Source organism: Bradyrhizobium sp. 137 (assembly GCF_023074095.1).
In the GTDB taxonomy this organism is placed as follows: Bacteria; Pseudomonadota; Alphaproteobacteria; order Rhizobiales; family Xanthobacteraceae; genus Bradyrhizobium.
Window position 1 is genome coordinate 362,649 of sequence record NZ_JADPKU010000053.1, and the last position, 20,488, is coordinate 383,136.

The 20,488-nt window shown below is 65.7% G+C and carries 18 protein-coding genes and 1 other RNA gene; 15 read left to right on the top strand and 4 right to left on the bottom strand.

Annotated features, from left to right (window positions below):
• Nucleotides 1–305: 305 nt before the first annotated feature.
• From IVA78_RS15650 to IVA78_RS15660, 3 genes are all read left to right on the top strand, one after another.
• Nucleotides 306–470 carry a hypothetical protein gene (locus IVA78_RS15650; protein WP_247420348.1) on the top strand — a complete coding sequence of 55 codons (165 nt, stop codon included), beginning with the start codon at nucleotides 306–308 and terminating at the stop codon, nucleotides 468–470.
• Nucleotides 471–542: 72 nt separating this feature from the next.
• Nucleotides 543–2,342, top strand: coding sequence for an ABC transporter ATP-binding protein (locus IVA78_RS15655; RefSeq protein WP_247278451.1), 1,800 nt, complete (start codon nucleotides 543–545; stop codon nucleotides 2,340–2,342).
• Nucleotides 2,343–2,395: 53 nt separating this feature from the next.
• Nucleotides 2,396–3,802, top strand: coding sequence for an MATE family efflux transporter (locus IVA78_RS15660; RefSeq protein ID WP_247459038.1), 1,407 nt, complete (start codon nucleotides 2,396–2,398; stop codon nucleotides 3,800–3,802).
• 48 nt (nucleotides 3,803–3,850) lie between these two features.
• Here IVA78_RS15660 and IVA78_RS15665 read toward each other — a convergent pair whose 3' ends face one another.
• Complete coding sequence (locus IVA78_RS15665) at nucleotides 3,851–4,594, bottom strand: sulfite exporter TauE/SafE family protein (protein ID WP_247278452.1); 744 nt, start codon at nucleotides 4,592–4,594, stop codon at nucleotides 3,851–3,853.
• 230 nt (nucleotides 4,595–4,824) lie between these two features.
• On the opposite strand from IVA78_RS15665, the gene IVA78_RS15670 reads away from it, so the two are divergent.
• Nucleotides 4,825–5,097: a hypothetical protein gene (locus IVA78_RS15670; RefSeq protein ID WP_247278453.1), complete on the top strand. Its 273-nt coding sequence runs from the start codon at nucleotides 4,825–4,827 to the stop codon at nucleotides 5,095–5,097.
• A gap of 7 nt (nucleotides 5,098–5,104) precedes the next feature.
• Here IVA78_RS15670 and IVA78_RS15675 read toward each other — a convergent pair whose 3' ends face one another.
• The gene (locus IVA78_RS15675) at nucleotides 5,105–6,475 is read right to left on the bottom strand and encodes a PLP-dependent aminotransferase family protein (RefSeq protein ID WP_247466280.1); all 1,371 of its coding nucleotides are present in this window, start codon (nucleotides 6,473–6,475) and stop codon (nucleotides 5,105–5,107) included.
• Between the two features lie 79 nt (nucleotides 6,476–6,554).
• On the opposite strand from IVA78_RS15675, the gene IVA78_RS15680 reads away from it, so the two are divergent.
• Both IVA78_RS15680 and IVA78_RS15685 read left to right on the top strand, forming a co-directional pair.
• On the top strand, nucleotides 6,555–6,983 hold the full coding sequence (locus IVA78_RS15680; RefSeq protein WP_247278455.1) for a DUF983 domain-containing protein: 429 nt from the start codon (nucleotides 6,555–6,557) through the stop codon (nucleotides 6,981–6,983).
• Nucleotides 6,984–7,057: 74 nt separating this feature from the next.
• Entirely contained in the window at nucleotides 7,058–7,771 is a 714-nt protein-coding gene (locus tag IVA78_RS15685) for an alpha/beta hydrolase (RefSeq protein ID WP_247278456.1), read from the top strand.
• A 163-nt stretch (nucleotides 7,772–7,934) separates the two neighbouring features.
• Here the strand turns inward: IVA78_RS15685 and rnpB are convergent.
• Nucleotides 7,935–8,365: RNase P RNA component class A (gene rnpB / locus IVA78_RS15690), an RNA gene on the bottom strand.
• A gap of 149 nt (nucleotides 8,366–8,514) precedes the next feature.
• On the opposite strand from rnpB, the gene IVA78_RS15695 reads away from it, so the two are divergent.
• The gene (locus IVA78_RS15695) at nucleotides 8,515–8,868 is read left to right on the top strand and encodes a YciI family protein (RefSeq protein WP_247459037.1); all 354 of its coding nucleotides are present in this window, start codon (nucleotides 8,515–8,517) and stop codon (nucleotides 8,866–8,868) included.
• 132 nt (nucleotides 8,869–9,000) lie between these two features.
• Complete coding sequence (locus IVA78_RS15700; protein WP_247278606.1) at nucleotides 9,001–10,236, top strand: RNA polymerase sigma factor; 1,236 nt, start codon at nucleotides 9,001–9,003, stop codon at nucleotides 10,234–10,236.
• A gap of 92 nt (nucleotides 10,237–10,328) precedes the next feature.
• On the opposite strand, the gene IVA78_RS15705 is transcribed toward IVA78_RS15700, so the two are convergent.
• A complete protein-coding gene (locus IVA78_RS15705; protein ID WP_247278607.1) occupies nucleotides 10,329–11,192 on the bottom strand; it encodes an N-acetylmuramoyl-L-alanine amidase in 864 nt (287 codons plus the stop codon).
• A gap of 444 nt (nucleotides 11,193–11,636) precedes the next feature.
• Here IVA78_RS15705 and rsmH point away from each other — a divergent pair, with 444 nt between their 5' ends.
• The 7 genes from rsmH (at nucleotide 11,637) to murD (ending at nucleotide 20,372) form a co-directional block, all read left to right on the top strand.
• Complete coding sequence (gene rsmH / locus IVA78_RS15710; protein ID WP_247466283.1) at nucleotides 11,637–12,626, top strand: 16S rRNA (cytosine(1402)-N(4))-methyltransferase RsmH; 990 nt, start codon at nucleotides 11,637–11,639, stop codon at nucleotides 12,624–12,626.
• Between the two features lie 3 nt (nucleotides 12,627–12,629).
• Complete coding sequence (locus tag IVA78_RS15715) at nucleotides 12,630–13,022, top strand: hypothetical protein (protein WP_247278459.1); 393 nt, start codon at nucleotides 12,630–12,632, stop codon at nucleotides 13,020–13,022.
• A complete protein-coding gene (locus IVA78_RS15720) occupies nucleotides 13,019–14,773 on the top strand; it encodes a penicillin-binding protein 2 (RefSeq protein ID WP_247278460.1) in 1,755 nt (584 codons plus the stop codon). Before IVA78_RS15715 ends, IVA78_RS15720 begins: the two co-directional genes overlap by 4 nt.
• Nucleotides 14,774–14,856: 83 nt before the next feature.
• Nucleotides 14,857–16,314 (top strand): UDP-N-acetylmuramoyl-L-alanyl-D-glutamate--2,6-diaminopimelate ligase, encoded by a 1,458-nt coding sequence (locus IVA78_RS15725; protein WP_247278461.1) that lies wholly within the window; start codon nucleotides 14,857–14,859, stop codon nucleotides 16,312–16,314.
• Entirely contained in the window at nucleotides 16,311–17,690 is a 1,380-nt protein-coding gene (murF, locus tag IVA78_RS15730) for a UDP-N-acetylmuramoyl-tripeptide--D-alanyl-D-alanine ligase (RefSeq protein ID WP_247278462.1), read from the top strand. The genes IVA78_RS15725 and murF overlap by 4 nt, the downstream gene beginning before the upstream one ends.
• A 170-nt stretch (nucleotides 17,691–17,860) precedes the next feature.
• Entirely contained in the window at nucleotides 17,861–18,964 is a 1,104-nt protein-coding gene (mraY, locus tag IVA78_RS15735; RefSeq protein ID WP_247278463.1) for a phospho-N-acetylmuramoyl-pentapeptide-transferase, read from the top strand.
• A gap of 7 nt (nucleotides 18,965–18,971) precedes the next feature.
• The gene (murD, locus tag IVA78_RS15740) at nucleotides 18,972–20,372 is read left to right on the top strand and encodes a UDP-N-acetylmuramoyl-L-alanine--D-glutamate ligase (RefSeq protein ID WP_247278464.1); all 1,401 of its coding nucleotides are present in this window, start codon (nucleotides 18,972–18,974) and stop codon (nucleotides 20,370–20,372) included.
• Nucleotides 20,373–20,488: the final 116 nt, after the last annotated feature.

Sequence of the window (20,488 nt, forward strand, 5' to 3'; positions counted from 1 at the left end):
GAAGCTTCGCCGGCCCAACACCGAATGCCCGGCGAAGCCGTTGGCGGAGCCGGGACCGGACGATCCAGTATTCCAGAGGCAGGCGTTGGAGAGCTCGCTCTCGCACCACATTCGCCGCGGCGTACTGGATGCCCCGTCAAGCCGGGGCATGACGGCGAAGATTGGGGTGGCAGCGCGCAACCAGCGATGCGGACGGCGTCGCGTACCAAATTGCAACACTCGTGCGTGATCTCGCGCGAGCCCCGTTGCAAAGCGCTTGCGACACATCTATAAAGCGCACCTCATTCAATCGAGCCGGGAGGGATTTGCATGATTTCGACGCATTCGCAGATCGCACGCCCGCGCTCGATGTTCTGGCTCGGTATGTGCTCGGCCTCATAGAGGCCCTTTCCGCCAGCTTCGATTGGGCCAAGGTTTCGACCAAGCGCCCCGATCGCTCCGCTTCCCAAGTCAAAGTCAGTTTTGAGTGACGCCGTCTCGGCCCTCGTGGCCGGTCTGTGTCCATCGATGGAGCCGGCCCGCGCGTGCGGCCGGATGATGTCATGACCGCTCTGTCTAAAAAGCCCGCCGCAATTCGCGTGGTGCTGCCCTTCGTGTTCCGCCACTGGCTGAAGCAGCCGGGGCGCGGCCTCGTTGTGGCCGGCGGCGTCTTGGGCGCGACTCTCGCCGACCTGTTCATGCCGGTGTTCTCAGGGCATCTGGTCGATGCGCTGACGCGCGGCCCGTCCGACCCGGACGCGCGCCACGCGGCGCTCACGGCGTTCGGCGCCATCGTGGCGCTGGGCGCGGCCTCGATGGTGTTGCGGCTCGTCGGCCTCCAGGCGATCGTGCCGTTCACGCTGACGACCATGTCCGACGTCGCGCAGGACGCGTTCACGCGCGTGCAGCGCTTCTCGACCGACTGGCACGCGAACTCCTTTGCCGGCTCCACGGTGCGCAAGATCACCCGCGGCATGTGGGCGCTCGACCTGCTCAACGACACCATTCTGCTCGCGCTTCTGCCTTCGCTGGTCGTGCTGATCGGGTCGATGGTCCTGCTCGGCGTGCACTGGGCCTCGCTCGGCCTGGTGATCGCGCTCGGGGCGGTCGTCTACGTCACCATCACGGTGGTGTTCTCGACCCGCTACATCGCGCCGGCAGCCCGCGTCTCCAATGCCTGGGACACCAAGGTCGGAGGCACGCTGGCGGACGCGCTGACCTGCAACGCCGTGGTGAAGTCGTTCGGTGCCGAAGCGCGCGAGGATGCGCGGCTCGCGCGCGTCATCAACCGTTGGCGCGTGCGCGTGCGGCGGACCTGGTTTCGCTACAATTACACGGCGATGTCGCAGCTTTCCTTGCTGCTGTGCCTGCGCGCCTCCGTGATCGGCGGCTCGGTGCTGCTGTGGATGTCAGGTCATGCCTCGCCCGGCGACGTCACGTATGTGCTGACGAGCTATTACGTCATCCACGCTTATTTGCGCGACGTCGGCATGCACATAAACAATCTCCAGCGCTCGGTCAACGACATGGACGAGCTGGTGGCGATCCACGACGAGCCGATCGGCATTGCGGATGCTTCCGATGCGCGTCCGATCGCGATCGAGGGCGGCGAGATCGTGTTCGACGACGTCACGTTCCATTATGGCGGCCACCGCGCGCCGCTCTATGACGGGCTGTCGGTGACGATCCGCGCCGGCGAGCGTGTCGGCCTCGTCGGCCGCTCCGGCTCCGGCAAGACGACCTTCGTCAAGCTGGTGCAGCGGCTTTACGACGTCACCAGTGGCTGCGTGCTGATCGACGGGCAGGACATCGCGCGCGCCACGCAGCAATCGCTGCGCAGCCAGATCGCGATCGTGCAGCAGGAGCCGATCCTGTTCCACCGCTCGCTCGCCGAAAACATCGCCTATGGCCGGCCGGGCGCCAGCCTGGAGGCGATCGAGCAGGCGGCGCGGCTTGCGAACGCGCACGACTTCATTCTGCGCCTGCCCAAGGGCTACGGCACGCTGGTCGGCGAGCGCGGCGTGAAGTTGTCGGGCGGCGAGCGGCAGCGCGTGGCGCTGGCGCGCGCCTTCCTGGCGGATGCGCCGGTGCTGATCCTGGACGAGGCGACCTCGAGCCTCGATTCGGAGTCGGAGGCGCTGATCCAAGAGGCGATGGAGCGGCTGATGAAAGGCCGCACCTCGATCGTGATTGCGCACCGGCTGTCCACCGTGAAGAGCCTCGATCGCATCCTGGTGTTCGATCGCGGCGAGATTGTCGAGCAGGGCACGCATGCCGTGCTCGCGGGCAAGCGAGGGGGCATCTATCGCGGCCTGTTCGAACGGCAGGTGGTGGAGCTCGGACGTATCGCAGCAGCGGAATGAGGCGCGCGGCGGCGGGGCGAAGTCCCGACGCCACGCCGCCGGAGGTGAATGACATGAAAGACCTGACGAACGGCCCCATCGTGAGACACATCCTGGCCATGGCACCGCCGATCATGGTGGGCATGATCACGATTATGGTCTGCCAGCTGGTCGATCTCTACTTCGTCTCGGGATTGGGCGATGCTGCCGTCGCGGGTGTCGCCACGGCCGGCAATGCCGGATTTCTCGTCAACGCGTTGATGCAGGTGCTCGGCGTCGGCACGGTGGCGCTGATCGCGCACGCCGTGGGACGCAAGGATCGGCAGGATGCCAATCTGATCTTCAACCAGGCGATCGCGCTGTCGGTGCTGTTCGGCCTGCTGACCCTGGCCGCGGGCGCAGCTTTGTCGCGTCTCTACATGCGTTCGATCGCCGCGGATCAGCCCACGATCGAGGCGGGGACCATCTATCTATTGTGGTTCATGCCCGCGCTCGCGCTGCAGTTTGCCACTCAGGTGATGGCGTCTGCGCTGCGCGCGACCGGCATTGTCCGTCCCGCCATGCTGGTGCAGGCGCTCGCGGTGGTCATCAACATCGCGCTGGCGCCGGTGCTGATCGCAGGCTGGGGCACGGGCTATCCGCTCGGCGTTGCCGGCGCCGGGCTGGCGAGCTCGATCGCGGTAGCGATCGGCGTTCTGATGCTGCTCGCGTACTTCCGCCAGGTCGAGCGCTACGTCGCGTTCAACGCGGCGCAGTGGCGCCCGCAGCCGCGCCATTTGAAGCGCATTCTCAATGTCGGTCTGCCGGCCGGCGGCGAGTTCGCGATGATGTTCATCTTCATGGCCGTGGTCTATTACGTGCTGCGCGATTTCGGTGCGGCGGCGCAGGCGGGATTCGGCATCGGGCAGCGGGTGCTCGGCCTGATCCAGATGCCGGCGCTTGCGGTCGCACTCGCGGCCGGGCCGATCGCCGGCCAGAACGTCGGCGCCGCAAACGGCGCGCGCGTGCGGGAGACCTTCGTCAAGGCGGCGCTAATCACCACAGCCGTGATGATCGGCTTCATGATCCTTGCGCAAGCGAAGCCGGAGTTGCTGCTCGCCGGATTCTCCAACGACCGGGAGACGATGGAGATCGCCTTCCTGTTCCTGCGGATCATCTCGCTCAACATGGTGGCGCAGGGCCTGATCTTCACCTGCTCGAGCATGTTCCAGGGCCTCGGCAATACCAAGCCGGTGCTCTTGAGCTCGGCGACGCGCGTGTTCACCTATTCCTTGCCGGCAATCTGGCTGTCAACGCGGCCCGGCTTCCGCATGGAGCACGTGTGGTACTTGTCGATCGCAGCGACGACGCTCCAGGCTGCGCTGAGCTTGTGGTTGTTACGCCGCGAGTTCGAAAGGCGCCTGGCGCCGCTCCGGCAGGTCGGGGCTCCTGGGCAGGTCGAAGCTGACTCTCTTGCACCTCCCGCGCGTGCGCCTGCGTAGCGGCAGTCACCTCCCCAGCGGCGCCGGATAATTTGCGGCGCCGTGGGGCTAATATGCACCAACACTGTTCGAGACGAGGCCGAGGCCGGACAGGAACAGAAGGCCGAGCACGACATCGCCAAAATGCTTGTCGCTCAACGCGTGATAGACGCGTGCGCCGGCCCATGCGCCGATCAGCGTGCCCGGAAAGGCGACCAGCGCGAGCCAGACCACCTTGAAAGCGACGAGGCCCGACGCGGTCTGCAACGCCAGCGCGGTCGCGAGCACCGTGAAATTGAAGAGCTGGAAGATGCCGCGCCGCTCGTGCTTGTTCCAGCCGCGGATGTTGGCCCACAGGATCGGCAGCGGCCCCGACAATCCGGCGAGGCCGCCAAGAATGCCGCCGGCAAAGCCGATCGCGCCGTCTGCGATCCTGCCGCCGAATTTGATCGCGAGCGACCTCTTGTTCAGATACAGCGCGCTCGAGAAGATCAGAAGCAGCACACCGACGCTCAGCTTGAAAACTTTTGGGTCGGCCGAGGCGACCATCATCGTTCCCAGCGGCACGCCGACCAGCCCGCCGATCAGGAACGGCCAGACCAGCGAGAGGTCAAAACTCTTCCACATCGACGGCAGCGTCGAGGTCTGGGCGATTACCGAGCAGATCAGCACCAACGGCACCGCAAGCGATGGCGGCAGGACGTAGAGCCAGATGCCGAGCGCCATCAGCGCCGTGCCGAAGCCGGCCAGTCCCGAGACGAAGCCGCCGGCCAGCGCGCCGAACAACAGCAGGACGTAGGTGAGCGTTTCCAACGGATCATCCTTGTTGCAATGGCGATCCCGAACTGTTGATCACCAGCGCCCGCATAGCACGCTTGCTGCCGTGCCGGTCAATCCGTGCTGCACGCAAGCGTGATCTACGGGGTTCGGGCTTTCGCGAAAGACACGCCTACATGACGGTCGTACTTCAGTACTTCAATCCTGCGGCCCGTCCGACGCCATCGTGCGCTCCGTTCGGTCAGTCCCGCACAAGATGATGGAGAATGACGGTGACCCGCATGAACATTGCCGTTGCGGCCGCGCTGATGTCGGCGGCGGCCTTGATGCCGACAATAGCGCAGGCGCAGCTTTCCGAACCTGCGGCCTATCAGGCCGCCCATCCCGACCGCGACGTGCTGAATGGCGGACAGCTCACGCCGGCAGCGCGCGCCGCGCTCGGCCAGCAGGGCATCCCGCGCGACGCCTATGCATCGCAGGCCTATCCGTCACCCGCTGTGCCTGCGCTTCGCGCGCGCCATCGCCGTCAGCATCGATAGGTTTTCGCTAGACGATCTGCCTGGTGTCGGCCGGCTTGTGCAGCGCGCTGACCAGGATGCGCAGCGCCTCGGTCAATTCCGCCCTGTTGCGCGCTGCGCCCAGCGAGACTCGCGCCGCATGCGGCGGCATCCCATCGACGGTGAAGGCTTCGCCGGCGACCAGTGCGAGTCCATTCCGCAAGAGATGCCCCGCGACATCGGACCGGCCCTCCGGCAGCCTCAGCCAGAGATGATGGGCGGCGGGCCTGGCCAGGAACTGAAATCCTTTCAGCGCGCGCTGCGCGAGCTGCTGGCGGCCAACCGCTTCGTTGCGGATGGCGGCGATGATGCGATCGGCAATGCCGGTCTCGATCCAATGCGTCACCAGCGCCACCATCAGCGGTGCCGGCATCTGCACGGTGGCCTGCAAATGGCTGCGCATCGTCTGCTGTGCATCGTTGTCGGGCGTCAGCAGATAGGCGACGCGAAGCGCCGGCGCGATGCATTTTGACAGCGTGGTGGCGAGATAGGTCCGTTCGGGAATGAGGTTCGCGATCGGCGATGCCGAACGGTCGAGCAGCCCGTAGGCGTCGTCCTCGATCAGTGTCGTACCGGCATCGCAGATGATCTTTGCGATCGCGCTGCGCCGCTCGGGGGATAGCGTCGCCGTGGTCGGATTGTGCAGCGTCGGAATGAGATAGACGGCTTTCGGCCTGTGGGTGCGGCAAGCGTCTGCCAGCGCGTCGGGCAGGATCCCGCCGTCATCCATGGCGACGCCGACGAGCTTGATACCAAGCCGCGCCGCGGCGGCCTTGATGCCGGGAAAGGTGAGCGCTTCGGTCAGAACGATGTCGCCGGGCCGTGCGAGATGGCTGAGCAGGTTGAACAGGATCGTCTGCGCGCCGGGAAAGATCACGAGCTTGTCGGCATGCGCATGCGCAACGCGGGCGCGCATCCAGCGTGCCGCAACCTCGCGCTCATGTGCGCTGCCGCCGGGCGGCTGGTAGTTGAGATGCGCCGTCAGGCCCGATTGCGCGCGGATGGCTCCCATTCCGGCGATGATGCGCTCGTCGAGCTGTGCCTCCAGCGGCTGTGGCGGCACGTTCATCGAGAGGTCGATCGCGACTGGGTGGGGCAGGTCGACCGCACGGCGCGCGCTGGTCTCCGACACGAACGAGCCCTGTCCGACCCGGGCCTCTATGATGCCGCGGCGCCGCGCCTCGGTGTAGGCGCGCGTCACCGTGGTGAGGTCGATGCCGAGCGCTTTTGCGAGCGCGCGCTGCGTCGGCAATTGCTGGCCGCGCACCAGTCGGCCCGCGGCGATGTCGGCCTCCATGGCCTCGACGATACGCTGGTAGCGCGGGCCGGAAAGCTCGGAGATTGTCGGGGTCCAATCCATGCAATTTGGCTCCATATCCTTTGAATGTATGGATGCAATACATTATTGTATGGATCGTGGAAAAGGAAGAGGTGTGGTCATGGCGACGGTCTCTCTGGCGAAGGCGATGTGGCGCGGTTTCACCGGCAAATGTCCGAATTGCGGGGAAGGGCACATGTTCGGCCGCTTCCTGAAAGTGGCTGACGCTTGCGATCATTGCGGCGAGGAGCTGTTGCACCAGCGCGCAGACGACTTTCCGGCCTATCTCGTGATGGTCGTGGTCGGTCATCTCGTGGTGCCGGCGATCCTTGCGGTTGAGACCGCCTATGCGCCGCCGGAGTGGCTGCAACTCGCGGTGTGGCTGCCGGTGACGCTGTTCGCGTCGCTCGCATTACTGCAACCGACCAAGGGGGCCATCGTCGGGCTGCAATGGCAACTCGGCATGCACGGTTTCGAGGCGAAGAAGCTGCGGCGCGAAGGCAATGCGCTTGCACCGGTGTTGGTGAGGGCGGACACGCGCGGGGCCTAAAGCGGCCGCAGCGTTTTACATCGCGCGTTCGGCCGTTACACTCCGTCGGACAAACAAGAACGATGGAAACGCCGATGTCCGCACGCTCGAAGACTTTTCTGCTCTGTCATGGCGCATGGTCCGGTGGCTGGGCCTGGAAGAACATGCACCCGCTGATGGCGCAGGCCGGCCACCGGCTGGTCGCGCCGACCTACACGGGTCTCGGCGAGCGCGCGCATCTGGCAAGTCGTTCGATCGATCTCGACACGCATATCCAGGACATCCTTAACGTCATCGCTTTCGAGGACCTCAGCGACATCGTTCTGCTCGGCCACAGCTATGGCGGCATGGTCGCCACCGGCGTCGCCGACCGCGCACGCGAGCGCGTGACACAATTGATCTATCTCGATGCCTTCGTGCCCCGTGACGGCCAGTCGCTGTTCGACCTCAACGAAGGCGGGCGCGAGCCGATGCGAAGGGCGGCCGCCGGCGGTGACGGCTACCGCATCCCGCCAAACCCACCGCCGCCTGACACGCCGCAGGCCGATCTCGACTGGCTCAATGCGCGCCGCGTCCCAATGCCGATCAAGTGCTTCGAGGCGCGGCTGAAGCTCGCGCACGGCGATGCGACAGTGCCGCGCAGCTACATTTATTGCACGCGCATTCCGCCCGGCGATGTATTCGGGCAGTTTGCGAGGCGTACCAAGAGCGAGGATGGCTGGCGCTATGTCGAGCTCGACGCCAGCCACGCGCCGAATGTGACTGCACCGGAGGCGCTGATGGCGGTGTTGCAAGAGATCGTCGGTTAGTGTCTTCGTCATTCCGGGGCTCGCGAAGCGAGAGCCCGGAATCCATCGATCGCCTGAATTTGCTGCCCGATGGATTCCGGGCTCGATGCTGCGCATCGCCCCGGAATGACACCTCTAAAATGGTGAGGGGCTCGGCGCATTCACGCCGAACCCCTCGTTGCAAGATATCAGCCGGCCTGTAAGCCGGGTTCTGTAAGGCACCGCCCGCTTGCGCGAACGGTACGTGACGGCCATTCCTCTGGGGTCATGTTTGCACATGGCCTCGAGCAACCTACCCGGACGGCGGGCCTGACATTGCCCCGCGGCGTTATCGCTTGCGCGAACGGCCCGCTGTGCCGTCCCTATTCGGTTTTGCTCCCGGTGGGGTTTGCCATGCCGGCTCCGTTGCCGGATCCGCGGTGCGCTCTTACCGCACCTTTTCACCCTTACCTCGCCGAAGCCCCGAAGGGGCGAAGGCGGGCGGTTCGTTCTCTGTGGCACTTTCCCTGGGGTTACCCCCGCCGGACGTTATCCGGCACCGCATGTCAAGGGAGCCCGGACTTTCCTCCCCGGCGGCCTTTCGGCCCCTGCCGGAGCGGCCGTCCGGCCGACTGACGGCTTACGCATGGAGCATTTGTGACGGTTCCGTCAAGCCGATATCGCCGCGCGTGCGGGCTTCAAATAATTTATCCTGAAGATGTCGTTTGGTGCGTGCCCCGTTCGACTGGATGTCGGCAACACAGCCGAACCACAGGAGTAAAGCAATGCAGTATCTGCTGATGATCTACCAGAACGAGGTCGAGTACGCCAAGAACGATGCGGCGACCAGCCAGAAGATGCTGGCGGAATATCAGGCCTTCACGCAATCCATCATCCAGAGCGGCAACTTCAAGGCCGGCGACCGCTTGCAGCCGACGACGACGGCGACGACCGTGCGCGTGCGCGATGGCAAAACGCTGACGACTGACGGCCCGTTCGCGGAGACGCGCGAGCAGCTCGGCGGTTACTATCTGGTCGAAGCCAAGGATTTGAATGCCGCGATCGAGATTGCGGCGCGGATTCCCTCCGCGCGCATCGGATCGATCGAGGTGCGGCCGATCTGGGTCTATGACAAGTGAATGATCGCACCCTCGTCGTTCCGGGATGCGCCGCAAGGCGCAGGCCCGGAATCCATGACCACGATCCGGATTATGGATTCCGGGCTCGTCGCTGGCGCAACGCCCCGCAATGACGTTGGAGGTGGTGATCGCATGACCCCTTCCGAGATCGAAGCCATCTTTCGTGACGAGGCGGGGCGGGCGCTGGCCACGCTGATCCGCCTCGTCGGCGATTTCGATCTCGCTGAGGATGCGCTCCAGGATGCCTTTGCCGTCGCGCTGGAACGCTGGCCGGCATGCGAGATCCCCGACAATCCGCGCGCCTGGCTGGTCAATGTCGCGCGCAACAAGGCGATCGACCGCATTCGCCGTCAGGCCGTCTTTCGCGGCAAGCAGCAAGCGCTGGTGCATGAGCTCGAGCTGAATGCGCAAGCGCCTGACGAGCCGCCGGCCATGCTCGACGACGACATGCTCAGGTTGATCTTCACCTGCTGCCATCCCGCGTTCGCAGCCGAAGTCCAGGTTGCGCTGACGCTACGCACCGTCTGCGGGCTCTCCACCGCGCAGGTCGCGCGCGCCTTTCTCGTCAGCGAGGAGGCAATGGCGCAGCGGCTCGTTCGCGCCAAGCAGAAGATCCGCCTTGCCGGTATTCCTTACGAAGTGCCCGAGCGCGACGCGCTGGCGCTGCGGCTCGACGGCGTGCTCGCCGTGATCTATCTCGTCTTCACCGAAGGCTACGTCGCGACGTCGGGTGCGGACCTGATGCGGCCCAATTTCGCCGCCGAGGCCATCCGGCTTGGCCGCCTGCTGGACCGGTTGATGCCCGATCGCGCCGGCACGAAGGGCGTGCTGGCCTTGATGCTGCTGCACGACGCGCGCCGCGCCGGGCGCGAGACAGCGGCCGGCGATATTGTGCTGCTCGAAGAGCAGGATCGCGGGCTGTGGGACCGCGCGCAGATCGAGGTAGGCCTGCGGTTGGTGGATGACGCCCTGCGCGTGCCGGGCCGGCCGCATCCCTATGCCGTGCAAGCCGCGATCGCGGCGTTGCATGCTCGCGCGACCAGCTTTGCGCAGACCGATTGGCCGCAGATTGCGGGGCTCTATGAGGTCCTGCTGCGCGTCAACCCGTCACCGGTGATCGAGCTGAACCATGCCGCGGCGGTGTCGATGGTCGATGGTCCTTCACGTGCGCTCGCTCTCGTCGATGCGATCACCGCCCGCGGCGGGCTCGCTGGCTACGAGCTGTTGCCCGCCGTACGCGCGGATCTGTTGCGGCGGCTTGGCCGCAAGGACGAGGCGCGCGAAGCTTATCGCGCGGCGACGGAGGCGACGCAGCTGGAGCCGCTGCGGCGGCTGTACGCGCGAAGGATCAAGGAGATGGGTAACTAGCACCGTCGTTCCGGGGCGATGCGAAGCATCGAACCCGGAATCTCGAGATTTTGGGTCCGCACGTCGTGCGCCCCGGAATGACGGCTATGCCATCACTTCGACGCGACCGCCGTCCCTTCCGCGGGCAAGCTCGCCAGCAGCGCCTGCAATGTCGACAGCGTCGAATGATCGGCGATACCATCCAGCCGCGCCGGGCGGAAGTGGCGCTGGAAGGCGGTGACGACTTCCATTGTCGCGGCGTCGTATTTGCCGGTCAGCGGCACGCCATAGCCGTACCGGGCGAGCGCCTGCTGCATGCTCAGCACGGCGTCGCTGATGGTGCCAAGCATCAGGCTCTCGCCGCGCACGACCGGGGCGGGCGTCACCCAATGGCCAACGCCGGAATTGGCCAGCGAATGCCACGGAAATTTTTCGCCGGGATCCTTCTTGCGCGCGGGTGCGACGTCGGAATGGCCAAGCACCCGGTGCGGCGGCACCTTGCGGCGGAGCATGATGCCGCGGCATAGCGCGATCACGGCGGCGATCTGGCGCAGCGGATACTCCGGATAGCCCCAGTCATGGCCGCGATTGATGATCTCGATGCCGATCGAGCAGGAGTTGATGTCATCCTCGCCGGCCCAGGACGAGACGCCGGCGTGCCAGGCGCGCCTGGCCTCGGGCACGCATTGCACGATGCGGCCGTCCTCCAGCACGACGTAGTGCGCCGACACGTCGGTCCCCGCCGTGCACAGCCGCGCCAGCGCGCCCTCGACATCGGGCATGCCGGTGTAGTGCAGCACGATCATGTCGGGCTGCCGTCCCTTGGCGCGCTCGCCATGGTTCGGCGAGGGGATGATGTCGGAGACGATCGAGGAATCGGGATCGAACGTTCGCATGCCCGCCGCGGCTTTGGGAACCGGGAGAACGCGTTGACGCTTCGAATCAGCTCCAGACGGCGTGGACGAACCGGACGGCATGAACAGCTCGAGTTGGACGAGAGTGTGGGCCAAGCCCTTCTCTTTACTATTCCTTTACCCTTCGGCCGCGCGCAATCGCGCGGCGCGGTTAACGGATGCATTTTGGCGCATGTGTGTGGATGAAGCATCACCACGGCGTCACCTTTTCGACTTGTCGCGAGCCGATCAACGCTTTCTTAACGCTAAGGGCCGTTACTCAGAGATGAAGAGCCGACCCGCGTCCGGAGGCGGCCAAAGCGTATTTTGGCTCGAAATCCCATGGCTGCCCGACAAATTCCACTGGGAACACTGGGTTTGCGGCCCGGGACAGCCGGGCTTGGGAACCGTGCTAGACGAGGGCTTTGTCGTGGAACCGCCGCGACGCAGAATCATTCGAGGCGTCATGGGCTGCTTCGTCCCCAATCTGGCATCGACGCCGGGCTGGGTGTTCGGCAGGCGTGGCGCATGAGCTCGGCTCCGCACATTCCCGTTCTCGGCCGCGAGGCCGTTGACCATCTCGCCCCGCGCGCGGGCGGCATCTATGTCGACGCCACCTTCGGCGCCGGCGGCTACAGCCGTGCCATTCTCGACGTGCCGGGAACCCGGCTCATTGCCATTGACCGTGACCGCACTGCGATCGCTGGCGGTGCCGAACTCGTCGAACGCTCCGCGGGCCGGCTCACGCTGGTCGAAGATCGCTTCTCGAACCTCGCCGAAGTCTGCGCGGGGCAGGGCGTCGAGGCGATCGACGGAGTCGTGATGGATGTCGGCGTGTCCTCGATGCAGCTCGATCAGGCCGGCCGCGGCTTCTCCTTCCGTCTCGACGGACCGGTCGACATGCGGATGGGGCAGACGGGGCCGACCGCGGCAGACGTCGTCGCCCGCGCTTCCGAAGGCGATCTAGCCGACATCATCTATCTCTTCGGCGAAGAGCGGCATTCGCGGCGCATCGCCCGCGCCATCGTGGCAGACCGGCAGGAGACGCCGTTCACGACCACGCGCGCACTCGCTGATCTCGTCGGCAGGGTCGTGCGCTCGAAGCCCGGGGACATTCACCCGGCGACGCGGACGTTCCAGGCGCTGCGCATCTTCGTCAACGAAGAGCTGGAGGAACTTCAGACGGCGCTCGCTGCGGCCGAGCGCGTGCTCGAGCCCGGCGGCCGCCTCGTCGTGGTCTCGTTCCATTCGCTGGAAGACCGCATCGTCAAGAATTTTCTCGCCTCACGTTCCAAGAGCGGCGGCGGTTCGCGGCATCTGCCAGAGGTGGCGCAAGCCGCGCCGAGCTTCCAGCTGCTGACGCGGCGGCCGATCGTCGCCGGTGAGGACGAAGTTGCGCTCAATCCACGTGCGCGCTCCGCAAAGCTGCGCGCCGCCGAGCGTACCTCGGCGCCCGCGCATCATGATGGCGAGCCATCGTCCTGGCCAAGACTCTCCGACGTCATGAGGGGCGGCTAGCGCATGCGCTTCATCCACCTCCTCGTCATCGGCGCGCTGATCTTCGCGGCAGCCCATGTCTACCGGATCAAGATGGACTCCACCGCGCGCACCGAGAAGGTGCTGCGCCTGCATGCGGAGATCCGGGAGCAGCGCGATGCGATCGCCTCGCTGCGCGCTGAATGGGCCAAGCTCGATGCGCCCCTGCGCCTGCAAGGACTGTCCGACCGGCATCTATCGCTGAAGCCGGTCAACGGCACGCAATATGACTCGCTGAAGAACCTGCCGGAGCGCCCGCCGCGGATGTTCAGGCCGGGCGAGCCCGACCCGATCGGAGCGATGCTCAATACTATCGAAGCCGCGAGCGATCCCGACACTGTGACGGGCTCCGTGCCTCAGCCGGAGGACAATCAATGAGCGCTCCGATCCCGGCAAAACCCACAGAAAAGCCCACCGAGCCCTGGCGGCAGCGGCTGATCCGCAGCCTGCTCTACGGGCGCAACGTCGATCGCGCCGCGAAGGCGCGCGCGCGCGTTGGCCTGGCGATGCTCGCCTTCGCCTCGGTCTACGCCCTGATCGGCGGCCGCCTCGTGATGTTCGCGATCGGGGCCGACGCTCACGGTGCCCGCCGCGCCGCGGCGCAGGAGGTGGTCGCAACCGCGCGGCCCGACATCGTCGACCGTAACGGCGCGATCCTGGCAACCGACGTCAAGGCGGCGAGCCTGTTCGGCGAGCCGCGCCGCATCATCGACAAGGACGAGGCGATCGAGCTTCTGACCGCCACCATCCCCGATCTTGACGAGGCCGAGGTGCGCGAGCGCCTGAAGACGCGCAAGGGCTTCGTTTGGCTCAAACGCGAGGTCACGCCGAAGCAGCAGCAGGACATCCACAAGCTCGGCATTCCCGGCATCGGCTTCCTGCGCGAGAACAAGCGCGTCTACCCGACCGGCAACGAGGTCGCCCACCTGATCGGTCTCGTCAATATCGATAACCAGGGCATCGCTGGTCTCGAGAAGTGGCTCGACAACCAGGGGCTCGCCGATCTCCACCGCGCCGGCTTTGCCACCGACCGGCTGCAAAAGCCGATCGAGCTCTCGGTCGATCTGCGCGTCGAGCATGCGCTCCGCGACGAACTGTTGAAGGCCAAGGACAAGTTTCACGCCAAGGCCGCCTCCGGTATCGTCTCCAACGTCAAGACCGGCGAGATCGTGGCGATGGTGTCCCTGCCGGACTTCGATCCCAACAATCCGAAGGAAGCGCACGACCCCGACCGCATCAATCGCCTGACCACCGGCGTCTACGAGATGGGCTCGACCTTCAAGGCGTTCACGCTGGCGATGGCGCTCGATTCCGGCAAGATCAATCTGAACTCGTCGTGGGATGCGCGCGGGAACCTGCACTACGGCAAGTTCACCATCCACGACAGCCACCCGCTCGGGCGCTTCATCAACACCAAGGAAGTGTTCACCTATTCGTCCAACATCGGCGCGGCACGGATCGCGCTTAACCAGGGCGTCGAGGCGCATAAGGCGTTTCTCGCCAAGATGGGCCAGTTGACGCGGCTGCGTACCGAGCTGCCGGAGAGCGCGGCGCCGCTGATCCCGCGCCGCTGGAGTGAGCTGAACACGGTCACGGCTGCGTTCGGCCAGGGCCTCTCGGTGGCGCCGCTCCAGGCGGTGATGGGCATCAATGCATTGGTGAACGGCGGTTACCTCATTCCGCCGACCTTCATGAAGCGCAGCGAAGCCGAAGCGGCGGCGCTGGCCAAGCGCGTGATCAAGCAGGACACCAGCGACAAGATGCGGTATCTGATGCGGCTCAATGCCGAGATCGGTACCGCCAAGACCGCCGACATCAAGGGCTATTACGTCGGCGGCAAGACCGGCACGTCCGAGAAGGTCATCAACGGCCGCTACGCCAAGAAGCGTGTGCTCAACTCGTTCACCGCCATCCTGCCCTGCGACGATCCGAAATATCACGTCCTGATCATGCTCGACGAGCCGCAGGCCATTCCTGAAACGAAGGGTTTCATCACCTCGGGCTGGAACGCGGTGCCGACCGGCGGCAAGGTGATCGAGCGGATCGCGCCGCTTCTGGGCGTCGAGCCCCGGTTCGATCTGCCGCCTGCGGACCGCCTTATTCTTGCAGCATCCAGAACAACCCAGTAATCAACCGGGTAGGCCATTGCCGCTGCTGAGTCGGGCTTTTCCGAAGATTCGGCTTTCCGGCACGGCGTGTCGGCTGGAAGACCATGAAGCTGCGCGAACTGCTAGGCAATGATGTCGTAATCGAGCCCGCTGCCGCGGCGCTCGATGTGACCGGCCTTGCCCTCGACAGCCGGCAGGTCAGGCCGGGCGATCTCTTCTTCGCCCTTGCGGGCAGCAAGACGGACGGTGCGCGCTTCGTCGATGCTGCGGTCGCGGCCGGCGCGGCGGCCGTCGTCGGCGATCATGCGCCTGATGGCCGCAAGGTGCCGTTCGTGACGGTCGCCAACCCCCGTCGTGCGCTGGCGCTGGCGGCGGCAAAATTCTTCCCTGCGCAGCCTTCGACGATTGCCGCGGTCACCGGTACCAGCGGCAAGACCTCGGTTGCGGCGTTCACGCGCCAGATCTGGGAGCGGCTGGGGCATGCCTCCGCCAGCATCGGCACCATCGGTCTCGTCTCGCCCAAGCACACCGTCTACGGCTCGCTGACGACGCCGGATCCGATCGCGCTGCACCGGCAGATCGACGACATCGCGCGCGACGGCGTCACGCATCTCGCCTTCGAGGCGTCCTCGCACGGGCTCGACCAGTACCGCCTCGACGGCGTGCGCGTCTCGGCCGCCGGCTTCACCAATCTCTCGCGCGACCACATGGATTACCATCCGACCGTCGCGCATTACCTTGCGGCCAAGCTCAGGCTGTTCCGCGAGCTGGTCGCCCCTGACGGCGCGGCTGTGATCTCGGCCGATCATGATTGCTCGGCGGACGTCCTCGACGCAGCGAAGGCGCGCGGCCTGCGCGTGATGGCGGTCGGCCGCAATGGGGACGGGGCAAGCGAGGGCATTCGTCTCGCCGGCGCCGAGGTCGAGGGCTTTTCGCAAGCGCTCGCGATCGAGCATCGCGGCAAGTGTTACGCGGTCCGTCTCCCGCTGGTCGGCGAGTTCCAGATCGAGAACGCGCTGGTGTCGGCCGGCCTTGCCATCGGCACAGGCAGCGATGCAGCCGATGTGTTCGCGAGCCTCGAACATCTCGAAGGCGCCAAGGGACGTCTCGAACGGGTCGGCGAGCGCAACGGCGCACCGATCTTCGTCGACTATGCGCACAAGCCCGATGCGCTGGCGAAAGCTTTGCAGGCGCTCCGTCCCTACGCCAGGCGCAAGCTGGTCGTCGTGTTCGGCGCCGGTGGCGATCGCGATGCCGGCAAGCGGCCGATCATGGGCGAAATCGCGGCCGAGAACGCCGACGGCATCATCATCACCGATGACAATCCGCGCAGCGAGAAGCCGGAAGCGATCCGCGCGGCGATCCTCGCCACCGCGAAGGGCGCCCGCGAAATCGGCGACCGCACTGCTGCGATCCGCGCGGCGATCGAGGACTTGCAGGAGGGCGACGCGCTGCTCATCGCCGGCAAGGGCCACGAGACCGGACAGATCGTCGGTGGCGAGGTGCTGCCCTTCAGTGATCACGAGGCGGTCGCCGCCGCATTAGCATCGAGGGTTGCATGAGCGCGCCGATATGGACGGTTGCCGAGGTGGCGCGTGCGCTGGGCGTCGGCGGATCGTTCCCGGATACGCCGATCGATTTCGTCACCCAGGACAGCCGCCTGGTGAAGCCGGGCAGCCTGTTCGTCGCGCTGAGCGGAACACCGAGCGGCGGCTTCGTCTCCGCCTTCGCCAGCGCGCGTGACGGCTGGGAGTTCGCGGACAAGGCGGAAGCTTCCGGAGCGGTCGCGATGATCGTGCCGCACGAGATCGCGGGCATCCGCATTCCCCAGATCGTCGTGAAGGACACATTGATCGACGGCCTCTGGGGCCTCGCGCGCGCCGCACGCACGCGCTTTCGTGGTGCGGTGATCGGGCTGACCGGCAGCGCCGGCAAGACCAGCACCAAGGAGTTTCTGGCCGCTTATCCCAACGCCTATGCCAGCCCCTCGAGCTTCAACAATTTCTGGGGCGTGCCGCTGACGCTGTGCAATGCGAGGCTAGATGCCAGCGTGTGGGTCGTCGAGATGGGCATGAACCAGCCCGGCGAGATCGCGCGGCTCAGCGAGTTGACCCGGCCGACGGTCGCGCTCGTCGTCAATGTCCAGCCGGTGCATCTGGAAAAGCTCGGCTCGCTCGAAGCCATCACGCGCGAAAAGGTGTCGATTGTACGTGGCCTGCCCGAGGACGGCGTGCTGGTGTTGCCCGCCGGGATCAAGGCGCCGGAATGGAAGGGCAAGGTGGTGCGCTTTGGTGAGCATGCCGAGGTGCATGAAGTCGCGCACGCCCCGCACGGCGAGAGCTGGCAGGTCGTGGCCAGGCTCGGCAAGAAGGAGATCGCCTTCAGCCTGACGCCGGGCGCGCCGCACCGCGTGCAGAATGCGTTGGCCGCGCTCGCCGCGATCCGCGCAGCGAACCTCGATGCGGCGACGCTCGCGATCAAGCTCGATCGGGTCGGCATCATGACCGGCCGCGGCGTCGAGCAGGCGGTCGGCGGTATCACCGTGATCGACGACAGTTTCAACGGCAATCCGGCCAGCATCGCAGCTGCGCTGCAAAGCTTGCAGGCGCGCAACGTGACCGGCGGCCGTCGCATTGCGGTGCTCGGCGACATGCTGGAGCTGGGCGCTGACGCGCCAACCTACCACACCGGCCTTGCCAAGCATCTCGAAGGTATCGATGGCGTCTATTGTGTCGGCCCCTTGATGCGCCACCTCTTCGACGTGCTGCCATCAGGCAAGGGCCTCGGCTGGCACGACGATCCCGCCACGCTGAAGCCGGACGAGGTTGCGAGCCTGCTGAAGGCAGGCGACGTCGTGGTTGTCAAGGGCAGCAAGAAGATGTTCTGGGTCAACAAGTTTGTGCCGGGCCTGGTGGCCGCCTTGCAGGCAAAGGCGTAAACTGCTTGGAAGGCGCTGCTCCCGAATCCCGCCCTTTGCGGCGCAAAACCGTCCGTTTTCCCTGAGGTCGCGACCGATCCGATGATGAAAACCAGCGAATGCGCGTGAGCACGTTGAGGCCAACAACAAAGCCAAGGCCGCGTGTGCAAAGGCGTCATAGGACCGTCTGAATGTTTTACTGGCTGATCGAGCTCTCCAACACATTTCCGGGATTCGGTGCGTTTCGCACCTTCCTGAACGTCTTCCGCTATATCACCTTCCGCACCGGCGGCGCCATCGTCACCGGCGCGCTGTTCGTGTTCCTGTTCGGTCCCTGGATCATCGATCATTTGCGCATCCGTCAGGGCAAGGGCCAGCCGATCCGCACCGACGGTCCGCAATCGCACCTCGCCAAGAAGGGCACGCCCACCATGGGCGGGCTGATGATCCTGTCCGGCCTGACCGTCGGTACCGTGCTGTGGGCCAATCCGCTCAACCCCTATGTCTGGATCGTGCTGGCGGTGACGCTCGGTTTCGGCTTCGTCGGTTTCTATGACGATTACCTCAAGGTGACCAAGCAGACCACGACCGGGTTCGGCAGCAAGCTTCGCCTATTGATCGAGGCGGTGATCGCGCTGGTTGCCTGCTACGCGCTGGTGCGGCTGAATCGCGATCCGGCGTCGACCGCGCTGACGATTCCGTTCCTGAAAGACACCGTGCTGCATTTCGGCTGGTTCTTCGTCGTGTTCGGCGCCTTCGTCATTGTCGGTGCCGGCAACGCCGTGAACCTCACCGACGGCCTCGACGGGCTTGCCATCGTGCCGGTGATGATCGCGACGGCGAGCTTTGCGATGATCGCCTATCTCGCCGGCAACGCCGTGTTCGCCGACTATCTCCAGATCAAATATGTCGCCGGTACCGGCGAGCTCGCGGTGCTCTGCGGCGCATTGCTGGGCGCCGGTCTCGGCTTCCTCTGGTTCAACGCACCGCCAGCCTCGATCTTCATGGGCGACACCGGCTCGCTCGCGCTCGGCGGCATGCTCGGCGCCATCGCGGTGGCGGTGAAGCACGAGATCGTGCTCGCGGTGATCGGTGGCCTGTTCGTGCTGGAGGCGGTCTCCGTCATCGTGCAGGTGGTGTCGTTCAAGCTCACGGGAAAACGCATCTTCAGGATGGCGCCGATCCATCACCATTTCGAGCAGCTCGGCTGGACCGAGCCGCAGATCGTGATCCGCTTCTGGATCATCTCGGTGATGCTGGCGCTCGCCGGCCTGTCGACGCTGAAGCTGCGGTGATGGATCGATGATTCCGGTCACGTCCTTTGCCGGCAAGACTGTCGCTGTGTTCGGCCTCGGCGGTTCGGGGCTCGCCTCCTGCCATGCGTTGAAAGCCGGTGGCGCCGAGGTGATCGCCGCCGACGACAATGCCGAGAACATCGCCAAGGCGGCGCAAGCCGGCTTCGTCACCGCGGATTTGCGCAACATCTCGTGGGCGAGTTTTGCCGCATTGGTGCTCGCGCCCGGCGTGCCGCTGACCCATCCGGTGCCGCATTGGAGCGTCTTGAAGGCGCGCGAGGCCGGCATTGAGGTGATCGGCGACATCGAGCTGTTCTGCCGCGAGCGGCGCCGCCACGCGCCGGATGCCCCGTTCGTCGCCATCACCGGCACCAATGGCAAGTCGACCACGACGGCGCTGATCGCGCACCTGACGAAAGTGGCCGGCTACGACACCCAGATGGGCGGCAATATCGGCACCGCGATCCTGTCGCTGCAGCCGCCGCGCATGGGCCGCGTCCACGTCATCGAGATGTCCTCCTACCAGATCGACCTCGCGCCCTCGCTCGATCCTTCCGTCGGCATCCTGCTCAATGTCAGCGAGGACCACATCGACCGCCACGGCACGATTGCGCATTACGCCGCGGTGAAGGAGCGTCTCGTCGCCGGTGTGCAGGCGGGCGGCACCGCGATCGTCGGCGTCGACGATGGGTTTTGCCGCGACATCGCCGACCGGCTCGACCGCGCCGGCAAGAACGTAGTGCGTATCTCCGTCAAGAACCCGCTGGCGAGCGGCATCCATGTCGAGCACGGGAACATCGTGCGCACCTCGGGTGGCGCCCGCAGCGAAGTCGCTGCGCTCGGCGGTATCGGGTCGCTGCGTGGCCAGCACAATGCGCAGAACGCGGCCTGCGCCGCGGCCGCTGCGCTCGCGATGGGCATCAATCTTGATGTGCTCCAGAACGGCCTGCGCAGCTTTCCCGGCCTTGCGCACCGCATGGAGCAGGTCGGTCGCCGCGGTAACGTGCTGTTCGTCAACGACTCCAAAGGAACGAACGCCGACGCCACCGCGCACGCGTTGTCGTCCTTCGCCGACATCTTCTGGATCGCCGGCGGCAAGCCGAAGGCGGGTGGCATCACCAGCCTGACCTCCTTCTTCCCGCGTATCCGCAAGGCCTATCTGATCGGCGAGGCCGCGCAGGAATTCTCCGGCACGCTCGGCCGCGAGGTTGCGCACGAGATCAGCCAGACGCTGGACGTCGCGGTCGAGCATGCCGCGCGCGATGCGGAAGCCTCAGGGCTCACCGACGCAGTCGTGCTGCTGTCGCCCGCCTGCGCTTCCTTCGACCAGTACCGCAATTTCGAGATCCGCGGCACCAAGTTCCGCGAACTGGTGCAGGCGCTGCCGGGCGTGAAGCCGGTGGTGTGAGGATGTCGCGGCGACGCTGGACTGGAATTATCGTCGCTGCTCTTGCTGTCCCGGTCGCCGCGGGTTTCTTCTTTGCTGTCCTCATTGACAACGTCATGAGCGGATTCGGCGCGTGC